Origin of the sequence: Acidisarcina sp. (genome assembly GCA_035539175.1) — a bacterium.
In the GTDB taxonomy this organism is placed as follows: domain Bacteria; phylum Acidobacteriota; class Terriglobia; order Terriglobales; family Acidobacteriaceae; genus JANXZS01.
In genome coordinates this window covers 309,730-331,825 of sequence record DATLIY010000008.1, presented here as the reverse complement: position 1 = coordinate 331,825, position 22,096 = coordinate 309,730, and the positions used below count along the sequence as shown (strand labels likewise).

16 protein-coding genes are annotated in these 22,096 nt (G+C 60.0%); 11 read left to right on the top strand and 5 right to left on the bottom strand.

Annotation, left to right across the window (positions count from 1 at the left end):
• Window positions 1-113: 113 nt before the first annotated feature.
• Window positions 114-3,653 (bottom strand): carboxypeptidase regulatory-like domain-containing protein, encoded by a 3,540-nt coding sequence (locus VM554_09460; GenBank protein ID HVJ08601.1) that lies wholly within the window; start codon window positions 3,651-3,653, stop codon window positions 114-116.
• Between the two features lie 388 nt (window positions 3,654-4,041).
• On the opposite strand from VM554_09460, the gene VM554_09455 reads away from it, so the two are divergent.
• Window positions 4,042-5,349, top strand: a complete 1,308-nt coding sequence (locus VM554_09455) for a hypothetical protein (GenBank protein HVJ08600.1) — start codon at window positions 4,042-4,044, stop codon at window positions 5,347-5,349.
• A gap of 20 nt (window positions 5,350-5,369) precedes the next feature.
• On the opposite strand, the gene VM554_09450 is transcribed toward VM554_09455, so the two are convergent.
• The gene (locus VM554_09450; GenBank protein HVJ08599.1) at window positions 5,370-6,455 is read right to left on the bottom strand and encodes a tetratricopeptide repeat protein; all 1,086 of its coding nucleotides are present in this window, start codon (window positions 6,453-6,455) and stop codon (window positions 5,370-5,372) included.
• Window positions 6,456-6,518: 63 nt separating this feature from the next.
• Between VM554_09450 and VM554_09445 the strand changes: the two genes are divergently transcribed.
• Window positions 6,519-8,357, top strand: a complete 1,839-nt coding sequence (locus VM554_09445; GenBank protein ID HVJ08598.1) for an FG-GAP-like repeat-containing protein — start codon at window positions 6,519-6,521, stop codon at window positions 8,355-8,357.
• A 31-nt stretch (window positions 8,358-8,388) separates the two neighbouring features.
• On the opposite strand, the gene VM554_09440 is transcribed toward VM554_09445, so the two are convergent.
• Window positions 8,389-9,564 (bottom strand): glycoside hydrolase family 5 protein, encoded by a 1,176-nt coding sequence (locus tag VM554_09440; protein ID HVJ08597.1) that lies wholly within the window; start codon window positions 9,562-9,564, stop codon window positions 8,389-8,391.
• Window positions 9,565-9,670: 106 nt separating this feature from the next.
• On the opposite strand from VM554_09440, the gene VM554_09435 reads away from it, so the two are divergent.
• Genes VM554_09435 through VM554_09420 form a run of 4 tightly spaced genes read left to right on the top strand, consistent with a single transcriptional unit; the run spans window position 9,671 to window position 12,064 of the window.
• Complete coding sequence (locus VM554_09435) at window positions 9,671-10,468, top strand: ATP-binding cassette domain-containing protein (protein HVJ08596.1); 798 nt, start codon at window positions 9,671-9,673, stop codon at window positions 10,466-10,468.
• 37 nt (window positions 10,469-10,505) lie between these two features.
• A complete protein-coding gene (locus VM554_09430; GenBank protein ID HVJ08595.1) occupies window positions 10,506-11,282 on the top strand; it encodes a sulfite exporter TauE/SafE family protein in 777 nt (258 codons plus the stop codon).
• Between the two features lie 4 nt (window positions 11,283-11,286).
• Window positions 11,287-11,595: a SemiSWEET transporter gene (locus tag VM554_09425; GenBank protein HVJ08594.1), complete on the top strand. Its 309-nt coding sequence runs from the start codon at window positions 11,287-11,289 to the stop codon at window positions 11,593-11,595.
• Between the two features lie 13 nt (window positions 11,596-11,608).
• On the top strand, window positions 11,609-12,064 hold the full coding sequence (locus VM554_09420; protein HVJ08593.1) for a DUF971 domain-containing protein: 456 nt from the start codon (window positions 11,609-11,611) through the stop codon (window positions 12,062-12,064).
• Between the two features lie 16 nt (window positions 12,065-12,080).
• On the opposite strand, the gene VM554_09415 is transcribed toward VM554_09420, so the two are convergent.
• The gene (locus VM554_09415; GenBank protein HVJ08592.1) at window positions 12,081-12,719 is read right to left on the bottom strand and encodes a TIGR00730 family Rossman fold protein; all 639 of its coding nucleotides are present in this window, start codon (window positions 12,717-12,719) and stop codon (window positions 12,081-12,083) included.
• 136 nt (window positions 12,720-12,855) lie between these two features.
• On the opposite strand from VM554_09415, the gene VM554_09410 reads away from it, so the two are divergent.
• The 5 genes from VM554_09410 to VM554_09390 all read left to right on the top strand — a co-directional run bounded on the left by VM554_09410 (window position 12,856) and on the right by VM554_09390 (window position 18,956).
• Window positions 12,856-15,600 carry a UvrD-helicase domain-containing protein gene (locus VM554_09410; GenBank protein HVJ08591.1) on the top strand — a complete coding sequence of 915 codons (2,745 nt, stop codon included), beginning with the start codon at window positions 12,856-12,858 and terminating at the stop codon, window positions 15,598-15,600.
• 121 nt (window positions 15,601-15,721) lie between these two features.
• Window positions 15,722-15,877 carry a hypothetical protein gene (locus tag VM554_09405; protein ID HVJ08590.1) on the top strand — a complete coding sequence of 52 codons (156 nt, stop codon included), beginning with the start codon at window positions 15,722-15,724 and terminating at the stop codon, window positions 15,875-15,877.
• A gap of 68 nt (window positions 15,878-15,945) precedes the next feature.
• Window positions 15,946-17,553 (top strand): amino acid permease, encoded by a 1,608-nt coding sequence (locus VM554_09400; protein HVJ08589.1) that lies wholly within the window; start codon window positions 15,946-15,948, stop codon window positions 17,551-17,553.
• Window positions 17,550-18,599, top strand: coding sequence for an adenosine deaminase (gene add, locus VM554_09395; GenBank protein HVJ08588.1), 1,050 nt, complete (start codon window positions 17,550-17,552; stop codon window positions 18,597-18,599). The genes VM554_09400 and add overlap by 4 nt, the downstream gene beginning before the upstream one ends.
• Window positions 18,600-18,752: 153 nt before the next feature.
• A complete protein-coding gene (locus VM554_09390) occupies window positions 18,753-18,956 on the top strand; it encodes a hypothetical protein (protein HVJ08587.1) in 204 nt (67 codons plus the stop codon).
• 186 nt (window positions 18,957-19,142) lie between these two features.
• On the opposite strand, the gene acnA is transcribed toward VM554_09390, so the two are convergent.
• Window positions 19,143-21,953 (bottom strand): aconitate hydratase AcnA, encoded by a 2,811-nt coding sequence (gene acnA, locus VM554_09385; GenBank protein HVJ08586.1) that lies wholly within the window; start codon window positions 21,951-21,953, stop codon window positions 19,143-19,145.
• Window positions 21,954-22,096: the final 143 nt, after the last annotated feature.

Sequence of the window (22,096 nt, the reverse complement as noted above, 5' to 3'; positions counted from 1 at the left end):
AAGCAAGAGAGGGATGGCGCTTCAGTCTCTCCGGAAATCAAGGGGCCGTGTCGTGCGGAATGCAAAAAGAAGAGGCGGCCCCTGGGGGGAGCCGCCTGTCAAGGAGGGAAGAATCAGAATTGGAACCTTGCATAGAACTGCAGCCTACGCATGGATGTTCCATCCTGAGAGGAAATAGTGTTGGATATGGTTCCCGCATTGCCATCCTGGCAATCGACGCAGGAGTCCGGTTGATTGAGGTTCACGTGGTTGAATACGTTGAACGCCTGTGCGGAAAGCTGCATGTTGACGCTCTCCCACAGCTTAAAGTTCTTTGCGATGGACAGGTCCGTATTGAACAGTCCAGGTCCCCAAAGAGAGTCGCGTCCGAGGTTGCCATAGGTGCCCATCTTGGGACGAGCAAATCCGCCGAAGCTGTTGTTCGGCTGTCCCGGTGATTGCAGCACATAAGGAGAAGGTGTGAAGTAGGGAACCTTGTGTCCGATTGGATCAAACTTACCCTTGTGAATCTGGAAGTCTCCGCCAGTCTTGTTCAGGTAGCAGATTCCCAGGTCCTGATCGTTGCCGCAGGAGGCATAGTTGGGTGTGAATGGCAGACCGCCATCCAACGTCAGCGATCCGTTGAGTTGGAATCCACCGATGATCTGGTTCAGCCATCCCGGAACATTCGAGGCGAGCATCTTATCCCTGCCGAAGGGCAGGTCATAGGTGCCCGCAAATACGAACGCCTGGCGCCGGTTGTAGTAGCCGTTGCCCTTGCCGATCTTGGGATCGATCAGGAATTCGTAAGCCTCGTGCCCGATGGCGTGAGACCAGGTGTAGTGCGTCAGGAACTGCAGGCCAGAGGCGAAGCGCTTGTTCAGGACCACCTGCAGCGCGTTGTAGCTGCCGGTTGCCTGGTTTGCCATGTAGTCCACACGCTGCGTCCATCCGTAAGGCGCGCCAAACTTGACGCCCAACTGCCGTTGCGCAGTCCCGTCGTAGTACGGCGAGCGCTCGGGGATGGTATACAGGCAGCTATCCGGCGGCGTGGATCCCGCCGGCAGATTCGAGCAGCCTGGGTGGTTTGGATTCACCTGGTTAAAGCCAGCGATGGTCTGTTGGTTTGCCGGGAACGATGGGGACGATTCAAACATGTTGTGATAGGCTTCGCTGCCGACGTACGCGACCTGCAAAGACAGTGTCGGAGTCAACTGCTGCTGCACAGCCACGTTCCAGCCGGCCACAGTCGGCAACCGGACTTCCATGGGCCGCGCAATCGAGTAGATGCCATCTGGCAACGGATAATTGCCAGTGGAGGGAATCGGGGGGAAGGTATATCCCGGAGGTCCCTGACTGAGGTTAAAGACCGCGGCGGAGTTTGAAGCCGGGTTCAAGCTCTGCGCAACCTGCACGGGATAGGACGCTGTGAGGACACCACCGAAGGTATCGCCCGCCCATCCCTGGCCATACACGATGCCATAGCCGGCACGAACGACCGTTTTCGGCGTCACTTGATAGGCCACGCCAATACGCGGAGCAAATTCCTTCCAGTTGTTCTTGACGTTGAGGTTGTTTCCGTAAGGCCCGTAACCCGCGATGCGGACATTGCCGGTTCCAAGGTCGAGCAAGCCTCCCTGGCCTTTGCCGGTCACCGACTCAGGAGTGTAGAGCTCCCAACGGACGCCGTAGTTCAAGGTGATCTTCGGAGTCATGCGCCACTGGTCCTGAGCATAAGCAAAGAATCGCTTCTGCCGTTCCTGCGCATTGGTGTTCTGTGTCTGGGTACGCCAGAAGGTCGTGGCGTCTCCCAGCAGGAAGGTGGCAAAGCCGACGCCCGAGGAATCGGGGCCCGCCGTGCGCGACTGAGCAAAGAAGTAAGTGCCCGAGCGGAGGAAGTTGTTGCTCACCGTGGACACGATGTGGTTCAGGCCGTAGCGGGCATCCCAGCCAAATTTGATGTTGTGAGCCCCCATGGTATGGGACCAGTTGTTCACCACCTGGTACTGGCTGGTGTTCTGCAGGTTCTGGTTTGCCGATGTTCCGTACTCGATGTTCTGGCTGCCGTTGGAGCCATTGCTCGGAATGTCGATATTGAACTGCGGCATACCGCCATTCAGTGAAAGGTCGCCAACGTTGGAGTTGGGGATGCCGAGCTGGTTGCCAAGCGGCTTGTTGTAGTCAGGTCCGTTCGAAGCGATGCGTTCGCGGTAATAGCCGAAGCGGAAATCGGTGAGCCACGTCGGAGTCACAACATAGTCGCCGCCCGCCGCGATGCTCTGGTCCCGCGCTGCATTGGTGCCTGCAAAACCGCCTGCGCCAAAGCCAAGGCCACCCGCCGCTCCAAAGTAGGGCGCGCCCGACAAGGCCGAACCGAAGTACGTGTAGCGGCCAAAGAGGTGGAGCCTGTCCCGCACCTGTCCATCGACACGCGCATCGAACTGGTTGGTGTTGAAGATGCCCGATCCAGAGGCGGAGAAGTTGTTCACGATGCCTGCTCCTGCGACATTGGGCTTCGGAAGCAGCTTGAAGAAGTTGACTGCCGGCGCGGAGAGATCGCTGGCGGGAATAATGTTTCCGGCATAAGGGGTACGTCCGGTATTGGAGGCGTCAGTCAGACTGTTGGGCTTATAGATCTGGCCCTGACCGTTCTGCAGATACTCGCTCAGGTTGCAGGCTCCGCCCGAGGTGCAGGTGGTGCGCGCCAGGTCTGTCGGTACCGTGGTCAGCGTTGCCGATCCGGTCTTCTCGCGGAGCCCCTGATAATCGCCAAAGAAGAAGAGCTTCTCCTTCTTGATCGGCCCTCCTACTGATCCGCCGAACTGATTGTGGAGATTCGGCGCCAGGTATTTTCCGGTCAAAGGATCCCGGGTTGCTTCTGCAAAAGGATCGCGCGCTTGCTGCGCATCGGAGCGGCGATATTCGAAGGCCGATCCATGGAAGGCATTGCTGCCGGATTTGGTCTGGGCCGTTACCAGGCCAGCCACGGCTTTACCGAACTCTGCGTCATAGTTCTGCGAGGTCACCTTCATTTCGGAGACCGCGTCCAGGTTCGGGTTGATAATGGCAACGCCGTTGATCGGCTCCTGGTTGTCCGTGCCGTCCAGCTCGTAACCAGTGGCGAAAGGCAACTGGCCGTTGACTTCAATCTGCTGGCTGCGTTGCGGGTTGTTGGATTCACCCACGTTCCAGCCAATGTATGTCGTGCCCGGAGTCAGCAACTCGAAGGCGGTGAAGTTGCGATTCAGGTTTGGCAGGTTTTCCACAGCGCGAGCGTTCAGGATCGTGCTCACCTCCGCGCGATCTGCTTCCAGCAGCGGTGCTCCAGAGGACACTGTGACGGTATTGGAAACCGTGCCGACCTCAAGCTTGATGTCCACCTTGGGCGCCGTATCGGCGTAGACCACAATGTTGCTCACAGAAGTCTTGCTGAATCCGGTGGATTCCGCATCGACCCGGTAGGTGTCCGGGATCAGGTGCTGTACCCGGTATTCTCCGCTTCCGCTGGTCTGGGTGGTAACCGAGGTTCCCTTGGTTACGTCGACGACGGTAATGGTTGCGTTGGGAACCACCGCACCGGTGTTGTCTGTAACGGTGCCAAAGATTGAACCGTAGACTGCCTGCCCGAAGGCCGGGTGAGCCGATGCCGTTATCCACAGAAGGATAAACGCCACCAGGATTCCCGGGAAACGACGCAGGAGTCTTGTACCGGTACAAAGGTGCTGGTCAGGAATTCGACCATTGATCTCCATTTGTTAGCCTCTCAGAGTTCTTGTTAATGTGATCGTGCTTTCCGCTTTACTCGTCCGGATTGGAGTGCCAGGCCGTCTCGACGAGGTATGGCTCAGTCAAGAGATCTCTACGGAGATCCCATTTTTGACTTCCAATCGTCTCTTCCCATCCAGAATTCAATAGGATTGGCCGTTCCATTTTCGTGCAACAACCAACCGGACAAGAGCAATGCGGTGCAATGAACGACAGTTCAGTCATGTCTGCCTTTAAATTGGGCAGACATGCTAGCCTCTAGAGTGCGGGCGGCGTTGACAAGTTTTTTACGGTGATTTGACAGTGAAGAGCAGCGGACTCAATCTTTCGGCGGTGAAGCGATTGCCTTCGGCAGATGCCGCGGAGTCCCCTGAGCACCTTAAGGACCCCAGATGGATCCTGGTTCAGCGGGTTGCTGCCAGCGAATCCTTCAAGGCCTCGACGCGTCTTCGGGACTTTCTGCTGTACGTTACCGAATGTGCGATTCGCCAGGCGCCGGAAGAGGCGACGGAACAACAGATTGGCATCAATGTCTTTCAGCGTTCTCCTGGATACAACTCCAGCGAGGACAGTATCGTCCGTACGCATGCGCGTCACCTCCGGCAAAAGCTGGCGGAGTACTTCTCAACCGAGGGTGCAGCGGAAGAGATTCTGATCGATATACCCAAGGGCCGCTATCTGCCAGTGTTTCACCCCCGTGAAACGGACGTGAAACCGGCATCTCCTACGGCATCTCCTACGCCCGTGGAGGAAACGCCACCGTTGCGGGAGACCCGCCCGGCACTTTTTGCCCGGTGGAAGCACCCGAAGTATGTCATCGTAGCCGTCCTTGTGGTGGCGTGGGTCGCCTCAGTCGCCGTGGCAACCCTGGTTGGACGAAGCTGGCCGAAGCGGGCTCCGCTAGCCAACTCGGCACTCGATACGCTCTGGGCTCCCTTCCTCTCGGGGAACCCGCCGCTCGTGATCTATAGCAACGCGCTGTTCCTGGGAGATTCAAAGACCGGGCTTCGCTATCCGCCACCGGATGCCACGCCGGACCAACTCGCGCCGGAGCACTCCGTGGATACCTATACCGGAATTGGCGAGCTTGCGGCCGTCTACCAGCTTACCCGGCTCTTCGACGCGCATCAGGCAGCCTTCGTTCTGAAGCGGAGCCGCCTGGTCACGTGGGACGAGGCCAGATTGACGAACCTGGTCTTCATTGGCTCGCCCGCGGAGAATCCTTCCCTCAAGATCCTGCCCTCGACCATGGATTTCACGATGGTCTCCGGACCGGATTCTGCGGGAGTGGTCAACCAGCATCCCAGGCCAGGCGAACCTGCGCTGTTCACCCGGCAGGAGCACCCCCTCACCAAGGACTATGCAATCGTCGCGCTGCTGCCGGGGGTAGAGGCGGGGAAGAAGATGCTGATGCTCTCCGGACTTACGACGCTGGGCACCCAGGCCGCAGTGGAGTACGTCTGCAGCCCTGAGAGCGTTGGCGAACTACTGAAGGCCGCCTCGCTCCCGAAGGGGCAGATCCGGCCGTTCGAGGCGGTGCTGGAGGTCTCCCTTGGAGGCGGCGTCCCGTTGCAGACCAGGCTAGTGGCTATCCGCGTTCACTAGCGGGATTCAACCCCGGATGACTACTCTATATTCTGCAGCTTGAGCTGGTTGGCGGAGTTGATTTTCGAAGTGGCTTCGAGTTCGCGCTTCGCGTCAGCCTCCCTCCCCAGACTGCGGTACGCCTGCCCCAGCAAGGTATGTGTCATGGTGTTGCTGGGATCCATCTTCTCGGCATGCTGCAGATACAGGACTGCCGATTGAGGGTCGTTGCGCCGCAGAAATACCTTACCCAGTTGAATGAAGGGTCCGGTACTCGACATATCCAGCGAGATCGCCTTGGTCAAAACCTCTTGCGCCTTTTGATACTGGCCACTCCGCGTATACGCATCGCCCAGCCGGTCATAAACCGGAGGATAAGCAGGATTTAGCTCGCGCTCTTGCTCGAACTGCTCGAGTGCGTGCGGAATATCGGATTTGAAGAGAAAAACCTCGCCGAGCTTGAAATGCGCCAGCGGCAATGTGGGAGAGACTGTAAGAGCCTTCTGAGCATTCTCGGCGGCAAGCTCCGGGAGATCCGCGCGCAGCAACATCCCCGCCAGCAGCAGGTATGCGGCTCCGGAGTCTTGAGCGACACCGTACTGGGCGGCGAAAGCGCCACGTGCCTGGTCATAGTGCTGCGAGTTCATATAGCAGAGGCCCAGCACATAGTTGGCATCGGCGTTGGCATTCGGAGTCCACTGCCGCACCTTCTCCAGGTATGGAATTGCGGCTGCGGGTTGTCCCATGCGGTACAGGGTCAGTCCCCGCAACTGTACCGACTCGATGTCGGACGGATCCTCCGCCATTGCTTTCGCAAATGTGCGTTCCGCCTCCGTCAGCTTTCCTGTCCGGTAGAAGGCAATCGCCAGTTCACGGTTCACTCCTTTTATCGGAGGCTGGGCCGTTGCCAACTGCTGCAGGATGGCAATTGCGTCTTCTGTCCGGCCATGCTCCAGCTTCTGCTGAGCGTCCGCCAGCGTCGGCGCGGGCTTTGCTGCGTCAGGGAGTGCCGGTGCCGCGGGGGATTGTCCGAAGCAGGGAACACCGGGTTGGCAGAAGAGCGCGGCCAGGAAAACCGCGACCAGGAAACTGCGGAAAGAAAAACTACGGAAAGAAAAATTGCGCATAGCGAATTAGAGAATACGCCAGCCGGCGGCGGATGGCGTAGTGGGGATGCTAGGATTTGCTTGATGCCCTTCTGGTCCAGGCTGTTCTTGGGAGTGCTCCTGCTGCCTCTTGCTGCAAGTCTTGCTCAGGCGCCACCCGCCCGCCACCATTCTCCTCCATCGCACGTTCTCACGCCCCCCTATCCGGCGAGCGCAGAGCATCCGGCTCCTGCGTGGTTCGTCGACGTTGCGGCCCAGGCCGGGGTGCAGATGGAGAATATCAACGGAGAAGAAAATACCAAGAAATACATCATCGAGACCACAGGAAGCGGAGTTGCGATCTTCGACTACGACCACGATGGATGGCCCGACATCTTCCTGGTCAACGGGGACTCGCTGGACGAGCCGAATAAGGGGTCGCATCCCACAAGCCACCTCTACCACAATAACCATGACGGCACCTTCACGGATGTCACTCGCGCTGCGGGGCTTACAGCCAGCGGATGGGGCCAGGGCGCCTGCGTCGGCGACTACGACAACGACGGCTACGATGATCTGTACGTCACCTACTATGGCAAGAATCGTCTCTATCACAATGAAGGCAATGGAACCTTCAAAGAGGTAGCCGAGCAGGCCGGCGTTGCAGGAACCGGCGGTGAGTGGGGGGCAGGGTGCGCCTTTGTGGATTATGACCGCGACGGCAAGCTGGACCTGATCGTCTCCAATTATGTTCACTTCGATGTCAAAACCGCCCCCCGCCCTGGACAGGGTGTGATGTGCATCTGGAAGGGCACACCGGTCATGTGCGGTCCACGCGGGCTGGAGTCCACGCCGAACGTGCTCTATCACAATCTTGGCGGAGGCAGGTTTGCCAACGTCAGCAAGGCCAGCGGGATTGAAAAGACGGAGGGGCACTACTGCCTGAGTGTCTCCACGCTCGACTATAACGGCGATGGCTGGCCGGATATTTATGTAGCCTGCGACAGTACTCCCAGCATTCTTTACCGCAACAATAAAGATGGGACCTTCACCGATGTCGCGGTGGAAGCGGCGGTCGCCTTCAATGAGGATGGCCGCGAGCAGGCTGGCATGGGCTCCTCCGTTGCGGACTACGATGGCGACGGGCTGCCGGATATTTTCAAGACCAACTTCTCCGATGACACCTCGTCCCTCTACCGCAACAATGGAGACGGCACCTTCACCTCCACGGTGTATGAGGCCGGGCTGGGGCTGAACACCCAGTACCTTGGCTGGGGAGTGATGTTCCTGGATCTGGACAACGACGGCTGGCCGGATGTGATGATCGTGAATGGCCATGTCTATCCCGAAGTAGATAGTGCGCATCTTGGCTCAAGCTATCGGGAGCCGCGGCTTGTCTACTGGAACCAGGGAAATGGAAAATTTCTCGACATCAGTCAAAAGTCAGGCCCCGGCTGCCTCGTGCCGAAGTCGAGCAGGGGGCTTGCGATTGCGGATCTGTGGAATGATGGGCGCGAATCGGCTGTTGTGAACAACATGGGCAGCAAGCCGTTATTGCTCGTCAATCAGGCAGCAAACAAGAACCACTGGCTCGGCGCCGCGCTGGTGGGGACCCGGTCGAATCGCGACGGCATAGGCGCCACCGTTACCGTTGTGGCGGGAGGCCGCAGGCTGGTGCAAGAGGTTCGAAGCGGCTCCAGCTATCTCTCCAACAACGATATGCGTCTCCATTTCGGGCTAGGCACGAGTACGCATATCGATCGCGTGGAAGTACGCTGGCCCAGCGGCCTGAAGGAGGTATTTCCGCCGCCCGCGGTCGATCGCATGGTGACGCTCACGGAAGGATCGGGAACACCATCGATTCCAGCGCCTTCGGTCTCAGCGCCTTCTGCTCCAACGTCGGCCGTTCCCGCGTCCGCCGTTCCCGCGTCTACTGTCCCATAGCTGCAAAGAACAGGGAAGCGCCCCCCCCCGGCTATCTCCCAGAGGCGGAAAGGCCGAGAGCCTTCACGATTTCGGGGTCAGCGGTCGTCACTCCATTCGCCTTGGTCACGACTCCAAAGTTGGCCTGGTAATCCCACATCGCCCAGCCGATATGGTCCTTCTCCAGGGCTACGCGCATGTCGTGCAGCCACTGGGCTCTCATGGCTGCGGGCGCGTAATCGCGAAGCACTCCAAACTCACCGCAATACACTGGCGCGTGGTGCATCTGGGACCAGAGTGCGGCAAACTCGATCGTCTTCTCCACGCGATCCGCATCCCATCGCCCCAGGCCGTATTGCTCTAGAAAGTATTTGCCGGCAAGATCCGGCTCCTGATTGAGATTGGGAGATACCGCGTCTGCCGATGAGGGATAGGGAATCGCGCGCAGCGGCTGAACCTCCGGACTGGTCCACGTAGCTCCTTGATGGGTAAATGGAAAGGGCTCGTAATCGTGGAAGGTATAGATGACGTTGGTTTGGCTTAGCGGCTCCAGCATCAACAGGTCTTCCAGGCCGGACCAGCGCGCTCCAGCGGCGATGATGGTGTGCTTCGGCGCAACGCCTCGGATAGCATCGGCGACGACATTCTCGATCCCCTGCCAGCGATAGGGATCGTCCTGCTCGGGCTCGTTCATGATCTCGAAGAAGACGTGCTCCGGATCGGAAGACGCAAAGTGTGCCGCGAGTGCCCGCCACAGCGAGGTAAAGTGTTTCACGCTGTCCGTCCCCTGGCGCAGCGGAGCCTTGTAGCTGCTCTCGGGGTGGATGTCGAGGATGACGGCCAGATGATTCGCCAGCATGATCTTGACCACGCGGTCCAGCTCGGTCATAAAGTCGGTGGAGTTGCCGTTGCGCTGCCACTCCACTAAAGGATCGGCGTCGATGCTCAGGCGCACATGGTCAAAGCCCATCCGGGCGATCAATGCGATGTCGTCCGCCGTTGTGTAGGTCTGCAGGCGCTCTCTGGAATAGTTGTGTGGCGATTGCGCAAACCACATGCTCGCATTGATGCCGTGCCGCAGGTGCTGTGCGCGCCCGGCGGCAAGATCGGGCTCAACATTCGTTGATCGTTCTGCCTGAAGCGGAGCAGCGCCGAGCAGCGAAGCCACGACCAGAATGGCAGCCGGAAGCACACGCCGGAGTCCACAACGGAGTCTTTGTCGAAACATGCCACCCAGTCTACTGCTCCGCTCCTGGCTTTCGTCTCAGGAATCTTTCGAGGGAGACCATTCAACCCATGGAAGCGACTCCGGTGCGGGATGCTAACATCCGGGCATGGCGCTGGTGGAACTGCGCAGTATTTCGAAGAGCTATCCGCGACGCAAGGGAATGCGCAGCGAAGAGCATTTTGTCGTCACCGATGTTTCGCTTTCGATGGAGCGGGGCGAAACGCTCGGGCTCGTGGGCGAATCGGGATCGGGCAAGAGCACGATTGCGCGTATTCTCCTGGGGCTGGTGCCTCCCACCTCGGGGACCGTGAGTTTCGCGGGAGTAGAGCTCACAACGGCGAGCAAGAAGGAGATGCAGCGGTTGCGCCGCCGCCTGCAGCCGGTGTTCCAGGATCCTTTCGCGGCTCTGAATCCTCGCATGCGAATTGCAGACATCATCGCGGAGCCGCTCCTTATTCATCGCCGCGATTCGCAGATCGACGCCAGCCGGGAGGGGCTGCGCCGTCAAACGCGGGAGCTGCTGCGTGCCGTCGGGATGGATGACTCGGCGCTGCTGCGCTATCCGCATGAGTTCTCCGGCGGCCAGCGGCAGCGCATCAATATCGCCAGGGCGTTGGCCTTGCGCCCGGAGCTTCTCGTCCTGGACGAGCCGGTGTCGGCGCTCGATGTCAGCGTAGGGGCGCAGATCGTGAATCTGCTGCGGGAGCTGCAGCGTGATTTCAGCCTGACGTATCTGTTCATCTCTCATTCCATGCCGCTGGTGCATTATCTGGCGGACCGGATCGCCGTCATGCGCGGCGGCAGAATTGTGGAAACCGGCAACAGTGAGGATGTATGTCTGCGGCCGCGCGATCCCTATACCCAGGCTCTGATCGCCGCAACGCCAGAGATCGTGCCAGCCTGAGCCGGCTTCAGGACCCGCGACGTTACAATCAGGAAGTATGACTCTTGCGCCCAACCTGCACAGCAGCTGGCTGTTTATCGCTTCCTTCATAGCCGGCGCGCTGAATGCAATGGCTGGCGGAGGGTCCTTTCTATCGTTTCCCGCGCTTCTTGGGGTGGGGGTACTGCCGATCCAGGCAAATGCAACCAACACCGTTGCACTATGGCCGGGGCAATTCACTTCCATCGCGGCGTATCGGGAAGAGCTGCGGGGGAACGGCAGGCTTATTCTTCCGCTGGGCGGAGCGGCGCTCACCGGGGGATTTCTGGGCGCGCTTGTGCTGTTGCGCACCGGACAGGCGACCTTTCTCCACCTGGTTCCGTGGCTGCTGCTGGTGGCTGCTTTGCTGTTTGCGGCCAGCGGGCCGGTCTCTCGATGGCTGCGATCCCGCCAGTTGCATCCCCACAAAACGAAGACTTCGCTTCCCTTGCTCGTGGTCGCGATGTCCGTGGTCTGCTTTTACATCGGCTACTTTGGTGCCGGATCGGGGTTTCTGATCATCTCCGTGCTTGCGCTCTTTGGTATCGAGGAGATGAATCAAATCAATGCGTTGAAGGTGGTCTCCACCACGCTGGCGAATGGCATTGCGGTGGTCACATTCATCGTTCGCGGGCAAATCCTGTGGCGGTACTGCCTGTTGATGATGCTCACGGCCGCCGTGGGTGGCTATGTGGGAGCCCGCTGGTCCCGTCGGCTCAATGGCGGTGTTCTCCGCTCGCTCATCGTTCTACTCGGCCTTGGCATGGCCGCATATTTCTTCTGGAGGCAGAGGTAAATCTGTGATTTCTGCCTGGGTTTCAAACAGCATAGGTTCCGGCGCCGCATTCTGCACCACCGTCTCGTTTCTGCCTCAATTGATACGAGTCTGGCGGCTGAAGTCGGCGCGGGATATCTCAATCGTCATGTTTCTGCTGTTTTCCGTGGGATTGGCACTGTGGCTGGCGTATGGGCTGATGATCCATTCCTGGCCGGTGATCCTGTCGAATGGATGCACGCTGCTCTTCTCGCTGGCAATTCTAGGGTTAAAGGTGAAATACGACAGGCGCGATGCCCGGCTTCTGCGAAGCGGCAACCCTCAGGCACAATAGGAGTAGAGGATTTATGAGTCACGAAGGAATTCGTATGGTTTCAGAAGAGCAGGCGCGCAAGGAGCAGGAAGCGCAACGCGATCTTCCCCATGAGGCGATCGAGCCGGTAAAGGTGCGCGTCCACAAGACCGAGGGCAAGGGTATGGAGATCGACTGGAAGGACGGTCATCACAGCGCCTGGACCTTTGCGTGGCTTCGGAATGCCTGTCCTTGCGCCACCTGTAACGAGGAGCGCAAGGCCGCTGGCCGCCAGCCCGGAGAGCCGAAGGCAGCCTCCAAGACGCTGCTTCCGATGTATGCGCCGCCGGTGCGGCCGGAGACGGTTACTCCGGTGGGCCGCTATGCCATCAGCTTTCATTGGACGGACGGCCACCAGAGCGGGATCTATTCGTGGGATTATCTGCGCCGCACCTGCCCGTGCGATGCGTGCCGCGCTGCCGATCTGAAGATTCCGGCTCACGAGGGCTGATTCCAGGCGGCCGACGCTACGGCAGGAGTTGCGGCTGCCTCTGGAGAAGGGGCTCGGCTTGCGACCCTACTTCCTGCTGCGCGGCGGCCTGCGGTGCCGCTGCCCGGATCAGGGTTATCGCCTGCTCCGCATCCTTGGCCACTACCAGCAGACTGCGGTTCGCGGCGCGCAGAAAGCCTTGCTCCACGGCGTGGTCCAGAAAACTCAGCAGGCGGTCATAGTAGCCGTCCGTATTCACCAGGATGCAGGGGTTCCGGTGAATTTCGAGCTGCGCCCAGGTCAGGATTTCCAGAAACTCGTCGAGTGTGCCGTAGCCGCCTGGCAGCGCGATAAAGGCATCGGAGAGGGAAGCCATCTTCGCCTTGCGCTCATGCATGCTTCCGACGATATGAAGCTCGGTCAGGTTGCTGTGCGCGATCTCCTTTGCGGCGAGGGCTTCGGGAAGCACGCCGATGACCTCGGCTCCCGCGGTCAGGGCGGCATCCGCCACCGCGCCCATCAGGCCGACGGATGCACCGCCATAGACCAGCCCCCATCCCGCGGCTGCCAGGCAGCGGCCCAGCTGGATTGCTTCCAGCAGGTACTCGGGTTTGGCCCCGTCACTCGAACCACAGAAGACGCACACGTGCAGCGAAGCAGAAGGAACACGGTTCATGATGCCTAACAGGATAGCGCCACGAGCGTCGAATGGCTCATGGGCGATACACTGTTCATAGGAAGTTCATTGCGGACCAGCAGGTTTCCAGGGACCGCAATCACCGGCCTTGGCCTACCTCCACGAGAGAAGGATTTTGCAGCATTTACTTGACAAACTGAACCCCCAGCAGCGGGCCGCTGTTGAGGCGATTGACGGTCCTGTCCTTATCCTCGCAGGGGCAGGCTCGGGGAAGACGCGCGTCATCACGCACCGCATCGCCTATCTGATCGAGGAGCGCGGAGTCGCGCCTGACGCCATCCTCGCGGTCACCTTTACCAATAAGGCCGCGGCGGAGATGGCCGAGCGCGTCGACAAGCTGCTGCCGCACGGCTCGCTGGCAAAGCCCTTGCTGTGCACCTTTCACAGCTTCTGCGTGCGCGCCCTGCGGCGGGATATCGAGACTCTGCGCGTTGGCGGCCAGGGGTTGACGCGGGATTTTGCCATCTATGACGAGTCGGATCAGCAAGCAGTCGTCAAGCAGGCAATGCGACGGCTGGGCATGGATGACAAGCAGTTGACGCCTCGGGTTGTGCTGTCGCGCATCTCCTGGGCGAAGAACCACATGCTCAATCCGCAGGAAGCCTACCTGCAATCCACCGATCCGACCGCCGAGCGTGTCGCCCATGTGTATGAGGCCTACACCAAGGAGCTGCGCAAGAACAACGCTCTCGATTTCGACGATCTGCTGCTGGAGACGGTGCGCCTGCTGCGTTCGTCGGCAGAGGTGCGCGAGCGCTACAACCGGCGCTACCGCTACGTTCTGATCGACGAGTACCAGGATACGAATCGCCCGCAATACGAGATTATGAAGCTGCTCGCGGGCAAGGATCAGAACATCTGCGTGGTCGGCGACGAGGATCAGAGCATCTACTCGTGGCGCGGCGCGGACATCCGCAACATTCTTGACTTCGAGCGCGAGTTTCCCGGAGCCAAAACGATTCGTCTGGAGCAGAATTACCGCTCGACGGAAACCATTCTTGAGGCGGCATCGGCGGTAGTTGCCAACAACGCCCAGCGCAAGGGAAAGGCGCTGTGGACAGAGCGCGAGGGCGGTCCGCTGGTGGGCTACTACGAGGCTCCCGATGGCGAGAATGAAGCGCTTTTTATTGCCGATTACATCCAGAAATATCTGCGCAAGGCAGGGGAAGAGCAGGAGGCCCCGCGCGTTGCCGTGCTGTATCGCACCAACTCGCAATCGCGCCTGGTGGAAGAGGCGCTGCGCCGCTATGGGATCCCTTACACCATGGTTGGAGGCTTCTCCTTCTACGACCGCGCCGAGATCAAGGACCTGCTCAGCTATCTGAAGCTGGTGCAGAATCCGAACGACTCGGTCGCCCTGCAACGGGTGGTCAACACGCCAGTCCGTGGCATTGGCAAAACGACGCTGGAAACGCTGGAACGGCTTGCACTGGAGACCGGAGCCAGTACGTGGAACGCCATGGGGCACGCCATCCGGAATCGCCTGCTGCCGCAGCGCGCCTGCATCGCGCTCGAGAACTTTCGCAGCATCATCAATGACGCACGCGCCATGCTGGCCTCGGAGTTTGCCGAGAAGCTGGCCGCGGATGTCTCGAATAATGTCTCGGGCGTTGTGTCGGGCGATGTCTCGAACGATGTGTCGAGCGAGGACTCCGCCGAGGCCATCCTTCCCGCGGAGACAGCCGAGGCCGAGGAGGCGGATGTCAGCTTCGACTTTGGCGAGGCTTCCCAGGGAACCCTGGAGCTGAATGCCGGAGACACGGCGCTTCCTGAGGAAGATCTGCCGGTAAACGCCGTGGACTTTAACCCGTTTCTCGACGCGGCCCCTGCTGCCTATCGCAAGGCGACGCCGAAGAAGAAGGTGGAGGTTGCCGCAGCCGCCGAACCTGAGCCAGCTCCGGTTGAGGGCTTCCGCAAATCCGGCGATCCGGCTACCTTGCCGGAATTGATCCGCTTCCTCATCGATCGCAGCGGGTACATCCGTTCGCTGGAGGAGGAGGGAACGCCCGAAGCCTTCTCCCGCATCGAAAATCTCAAGGAACTGGCAAATGCGGCGCAGGATGCGCAACAGCGCGGAGAAACCCTTTCAGAGTTCCTGGATCACGCCGCGCTGGTCAGCGATACGGATCAATACCAACCCGATGCGCGCGTTACCTTGATGACTCTGCATGCGGCGAAAGGATTGGAGTTCCCGCTTGTTCTGCTGGGGGGCATGGAGGAGGGGCTTTTCCCCCATTCGCGGACACTGAACGACCCGAATGGCCTCGAAGAGGAGCGGCGGCTCTGCTATGTGGGCATGACCCGCGCCATGGATGCGCTGGTGCTGACCCGGGCGCGCTACCGCCGCCGCTTCGGCAACGATATGCCGGAGGCGAGCATGCCGTCGCGCTTTCTCGAGGAGATTCCGCACCGGCTGCTGGAAGATCTGGGCGGCGGCGCGACGCAGCGGTCGTCCACGTGGAACGCGTATGCCACGCCCTACCCCACGCGTGGCCGCCACAGTGGAGAGGATTTCGAAGGCAGCCGCCACTACAGCTACGAGGACGAGGACCAGAGCGCCGGCTCACGCCGCAACTCCCCGGCCTCCACACCGAAAAGGCCGGATACCGGGTCGCTGGATAATATTGCGAAGTTCTTTTCTTCGCGCTCCGGGAGCGCGGCCCGCCCTCGACTGGAGGTTCCGGAAGCCACCGGGGCTCGTGGATTTGGCAAGGGGCAGCGGGTCCTCCACCCGAAATATGGCGAGGGTGTCGTCTTCCATCGCGAAGGAGACGGTGAAGATGCGAAGATTACGGTACAATTTGCAAAATTCGGAATAAAAAAACTGGTAGAGAAATTCGCCCAGTTGCAGAGGTTGTAACCAGCATCGCTGCAGGCTGCCCGGGTGACAGGATTTCGGTTGTGTCTGGGCAGGATGTCGATGGGTAGTTGGAAACTGGTGGCATTTTGCGCCACACATACAAGATCGGAGAGAGTGAAACATGGCAGATACAACGAAGATTGAAGACAAGCTCGAACGGAAGAAAGTGAAGCGTGCAGCGCGGAAAAAGGCTGCTCCCAAGGCTCCTCGTACCGGTGCTCGCGGCGAAAACAAGAAAAAAATAAAGAAGATGGCCCGCGGAGCCAGCAAGCGGTAAAACAGTAATCTGTTAGGAACTTCAGAGGAACCTTGCGGCCTGTCTCGCAGAAATGCGCGACAGGCTGGATGATTCGTCGTAATTCGCGGCGAAGGAGTCTGGGTCTGTCTAGTCAGCTTTTTGCACGCAAGTCGATCGACAAACTGATCAGCGATTCCGAACAGCCGGACCAACGCCTGAAGAAGACGCTCGGCCCGTGGTCGCTCACCGCCCTGGGAATCGGCGCGGTGATTGGCTCCGGCATCTTCACCGTCATCGGCACGGCCATTGCGGGGGAGAAGTTCGACACCTCCTCTATCGTCAACTCTCCTCTGCTCGACTACCTCATTCACCACAAGGCGCTGATCGGGAGACCTGGAGCCGGGCCGGCATTGGCTGTCTCCCTGTTGCTTGTGGCTGTAGTTTGCGCCTTGACCGCGCTGTGTTATGCCGAGATGGCGTCCATGATCCCCATCGCCGGCAGCGCCTATACCTATACCTACGCCACCATGGGAGAACTGGTAGCGTGGATTATCGGCTGGGACCTTATCCTCGAATATGCCGTCTCGAATATGGCAGTAAGCGTAGGCTTTGCGGCGCATATGGTGGACCTGCTGGACTGGTTTGGAGTCCATCCAGCACTGCGATGGATCTCGCCTGCGTTTCTACCCTCCGGACTGCAGAATTTTGACGGCGCGATGCTCTACGCTCCCGGCTGGCATTTCGGCTTCAATATCCCCGCATTCGTAATCGTTATGCTGATCACCGTAGTTCTTGTCCGGGGCATCCGCGAGTCGGCGGAGGCGAACAACATCATGGTGATCCTGAAGATCTCCGCGATCCTCATCTTCGTTTTTGCCGCAGCCGGATTCGTCAAGCCGCATAACTGGCATCCCTTTTTCCCCAACGGATGGTCGGGCATGCTGACGGGCGGCAGCATCATCTTCTTTACCTACATCGGATTCGATTCTGTCTCCACCGCTGCCGAAGAGTGCCGCAATCCGCAGCGTGACGTGCCGCTCGGCATTATGGCGACGCTGATCGTCTGCACCCTGCTCTATGTAGCTGTGGCGGTTGTGCTTACAGGGCTGGTGCCGTGGAACTCGCTGGTGGGCAACGCTGCCCCGGTGGTCAACACTCTCAAGCAGCTCTCGCTCGCGCCCGGCGGTGCCCATCTGCATTGGATCCGGCTGGTGATTCTGTTCGGCGCCATGCTGGGCATGATCTCCTCCATCTTGGTCTTCCAGATGGGACAGGCACGCGTGTGGTTTTCCATGTCCCGCGACGGGTTGTTCCCCAAATGGTTCAGCCGGGTGCATCCACGGTTTCGCACGCCCTCAGCCGCAACCTGGATGGCGGGTTTTGTAGTGGGAATTCCAGCGGGTTTGCTGGATATTGGTACACTTGCCGATGTGGCCAATATCGGTACGCTCTTCGCATTTACATTGGTATCGATCGGCGTGTTGATTCTTCGCTTCCGCGAGCCGGAACGGCATCGGAGCTTTCGCGCTCCCGGAGGTCCAGTGGTTCCGCTGCTGAGCCTAGTTTTCTGTATGCTGCTGATGGCTGGCCTGCCCATCTTTAACTGGCTGTGCTTCTTTGTATGGCTGGCGATTGGCCTGGTAATCTACTTCTTCTACAGCCGCAAACGCAGCAGCTTTGCGCCGGGCAATGCCGGGTATCTGGAACGCGGATGAATAGCTTTGCCATTCCGGGCGATTGGCTCCGCAGGCTGCCCAAGGCCGAATTGCATCTCCACCTCGAAGGCACGATTGAACCTGCGACACTGGTCGAACTGAGCCAGCGGCACGACCGCAAGCGGACAAGGACCTCGATGACGCTGGACGAGGCGAAGTCGCTCTACCGCTACCAGGACTTCAGCGGGTTCATGCTCGCCTTTAAAGCCATCACAGAACGGCTGCGCACGCCGGAAGACTACGAGCTGATTACTTACCGCATGATCGAGCGGCTGGCCCAGCAGGGAGTGGTCCATGCAGAGGTGTATGTCTCGGTTGGCGTCATCTACTATTGGCGCCGCGAGGAGTGCGAGGCCGATCCTTTCCTGATCGATCGCATCTTTGCCGGCATGGAACGCGGCCGCCAGCGTGGCGAGCGGGACTTCGGCACCACGCTTTACTGGATCTTCGACGCGGTCCGCCACTTTGGTCCTGAGGAGGCCGCCCGCGTCTTCCGCAAGGCAGCAGCGCTGAAACAGGATGCGCCCAGCATCATCGGCATCGGCATCGGCGGAGATGAACGGCGCACCGGATCCGAGCCCTTTCGCGATCTCTACGCCGAGGCGCGCGATGCCGGTCTGCACCTGACCGCGCACGCTGGCGAGACCGTCGGCCCGGAAGGGATCTGGGCCGCGCTGAACATTGGAGCGGAGCGCCTGGGGCACGCTTTGTCGGCAATCGAAGACCGTGAGTTGATGGATGTCCTTGCCGAGCGCCAGATCCCGGTGGAGATATGCGTTACCTCCAACGTGCGTACGGGATGTTGTAATTCCCCGGCGCGGCACCCCCTTCGGCAGTACTTTGACGCTGGGCTGATGGTGACCTTGAACTCGGACGATCCTGCCATGTTCGAGAGCGATATCGAGGCGGAATATCTTCTGGCTCACAGGGAGTTCGATTTTTCCGCAGACCACCTGCGCGAGCTGGCCGCCAACTCCATCGAGGCGAGTTTCCTCGATCCCGAGCGCAAAGTGGAACTCCTGCACAAAATTGAATCCATCCGCTGAAAGGACTGCCTCGCCGGACGAGGATGGCATCAAGGTGTTAGAGCGGCGAGAGAGAAAGCTGCGCTATGATGACCTTAGAAGTTTGAAGTATGCCGCCCCGCGCAGAGATGATCCAGGAGACGAAGCAGCGGGGAGGAAAAGGAAACTGCCGTCATGACTCTGCCGGAATGCAGATGTGAGAGCAAAGCGATCAAGACCATCGGCTGGGCGTCGTTAGCGCTCGGCGCAGTCACTCTGGGCGTAATTCTCGGGCGCGAATTGCGCCTCCGCTACAAGTTCAAGCGGCGCACGCCCTACGACTTCTATTCGCATGCCGGGGATAGGATGCCGACCGCCGATTACGGCGTGGGCGTCTAGTCGGACGGGCGATTGCTTCCGATCAGGCTGAATCTTGGGCTAGATCGGAGACTGAATCCTGGTGCTGAATCTTGGCGCCGTGCGGCTTCAGACATGCGTGTGTGCCGACTAGATATGTCAGACAAAAAACAGGCTCCGGGAACTCCCGGAGCCTGTTTCCATTTAGGTTGACCCAGACACTGTTCGCTAACTTGACGGCTGCACCAGTTGCCGCAACACGTACTGCAGGATGCCGCCGTTTTCGTAGTAGAGAATCTCCTGCGGAGTGTCGATGCGGACATTCGCCGGGAAGGTGATCTTTCTGCCGTCCTTACCTGTCGCGGTTACAGTCAGGGTGCGCCCCCCGGCAAACTTTGAATCCAGCAGCGCCCGCAGACCGGGGAAGTCGAAGACCTCTTCTCCCGTCAGTCCCAGGCTCTGGGTATTCTGGCCGCTGGCAAACTGCAGCGGCAGGATACCCATGCCCACCAGATTCGAGCGGTGGATGCGTTCGTAGCTTTCCGCGATGACTGCGCGCACGCCGAGCAGTCGGGGTCCCTTCGCCGCCCAGTCGCGGGAGGATCCGGAGCCGTACTCCTTGCCCGCGAGGATGACCAGTGGGACACCCCGCTCCGCGTACTTCACCGACGCGTCGAAGATGCTCATCTGCTCGCCTTCGGGTAGCAGGCGGGTCACGCCGCCCTCCGTTCCCGGAGCCAGCTTGTTGCGCAGGCGAACGTTGGCGAAGGTGCCGCGAACCATGACTTCATGGTTTCCGCGACGGGAGCCGTAGGAGTTGAAGTCCGCAGCCTTCACGCCATGATCCAGCAGATACTTGCCCGCGGGGCCATCCACCTTGATGGAGCCGGCGGGCGAAATGTGATCCGTGGTCACGCTGTCTCCCAGCACTGCAAGCACTCTCGCTCCGCGGATATCCTCGACTGCTGCGGGGTTCGCCGGCATGCCGTCGAAGTAGGGAGCCTTGCGGATATAGGTCGAATCCGGCTCCCACTGGTAGGTGCCGCCGACGGGAAACTTCAGGTTCTGCCAGTTGGCATCGCCATCCGTCACGGTGGAGTACTCCTTGAGGAAGATGCCGGTATTGATCGCGGAGGCAACTGTCTCGGAGACCTCCTTCTGCGACGGCCAGATGTCCTTGAGATATACCGGCGAGCCGTCCTTGCCCTTTCCGAGCGGCTCTGCCTGGAAGTCGTGGTCGATGCGCCCTGCCAGCGCGTAGGCCACCACCAGCGGAGGAGACATAAGGTAGTTGGCGCGCACTTCGGAGTTGATGCGACCCTCGAAGTTGCGGTTTCCGCTGAGCACGGAGACCGCGACGAGGCCGTGATCTTCGATCGACTGCGATACATCGGTGGGCAGCGGACCGGAGTTGCCAATGCAGGTCGTACATCCGTAGCCCACTACGTTGAACCGCAGCTTATCCAGGTATGGAAGCAAACCCGCGTTCTGGTAGTAGTCCGTAACCACCCGCGAGCCTGGCGCGAGGGAAGTCTTGACCCACGGCGGCACGGAGAGGCCCTTTTCGACAGCTTTCTTTGCCAACAGCCCGGCAGCTACCATTACCGAGGGATTCGACGTATTGGTGCAACTCGTGATGGCTGCGATCACGATGGAGCCGTGATCCATATATCGATCCACGTCCACGCCGAAGCGCTCCTTGACGCTGGCGGCATGGCCCTGCTCCGGCACGCCGGCAGCTGAGTTGGTTGCTCCGCCGAGCGAAGCATGTCCGCCCTCGCCCTCCCAGCGCTCTACGTTCCGCACGCCATTCGGAGCCGCATTGGGCCCGAGCAGGTCGGGGAGCTGTTCCTTGAAGCTTGCACCCGCATCACGCAGCAGAACTCGATCCTGGGGGCGCTTGGGTCCGGCGACGCTCGGCTCCACGGTGGAGAGATCCAGCGCAATCGTTGCCGAGTACTCCGCCTCCGGCGACTGGGCGGTGTGGAAGAGGCCCTGCTCCTTGTAGTACGCCTCAACCAGCGCGATCTGCTCCTCGCTGCGTCCGGTCAGTTGCAGGTATTGGAGCGTCGCCGCGTCCACCGGGAAGATGCCGCAGGTGGCGCCGTATTCGGGCGCCATGTTGCTGATGGTGGCGCGGTCGGCCAGCGGAAGCTCGCTGATGCCGGGACCGTAGAACTCGACGAACTTGCCCACCACTCCGAGCTTGCGCAGCATCTGGGTTACGGTCAGCACCAGGTCGGTCGCGGTCGCACCCTCCTTCAGCTTGCCGGTAAGTTTGAATCCCACGACCTGCGGAACCAGCATGGACACAGGCTGCCCCAGCATGGCCGCTTCGGCTTCAATCCCGCCGACTCCCCAGCCCAGCACGCCCAGGCCATTGATCATGGTGGTGTGCGAATCCGTACCCACCAGCGTGTCGGGATAGGCGCGCAGCTTGCCGTCGGCTTCGGTGGTGAAGACTACCCGCGCCAGATATTCGAGGTTGACCTGGTGGCAGATTCCCATGCCAGGCGGCACGGCGGAGAAGTTGCGGAAGGCCGACTGGCCCCATTTCAGAAAGGCATACCGCTCGCGATTCCGCTGAAACTCCAGCATGGCATTGGCATTGTAGGAGTTAGCTGTGCCGTACTCGTCCACCTGCACCGAATGGTCGATCACCAGCTCGGCGGGCTGCAGCGGATTGATCTTCTCCGGGTCGCCGCCGAGCGTCTTCATGGCGTCGCGCATGGCCGCCAGATCAACCACTGCGGGGACTCCGGTGAAATCCTGCATCAGTACTCGTGCCGGCATGTACGCGATCTCGCGCGAGGGCTCGGCCTTCGGATCCCACTTGGCCAGAAATTCAATATCCGCGGAGGTAACGGACTTGCCATCCTCGTGCCGCAGCAGGTTTTCCAGCAGGATACGCAGGCTGTAGGGGAGCCGCGCCAGCGGAATGCCCTTCTGCTCCAGCGCGCTCAGACGGAATATTTCATAGGTGCGATTACCAGACTTCAGCTCGGACTGGCTGCCAAAACTGTTACCAATGGTCTTCATGCCCAACCTTCCCTTTCGATGTGTGACGGTCTTCGTCGAGATGGCGCAAGGTATTCGGCGCGGGGCTAATACGCGCTGCGGGAATTCCTCAGGATTAGAAGCTTAGTCAGGAGAGGGCAATTCGTCCACGGTCGGGACGGCCA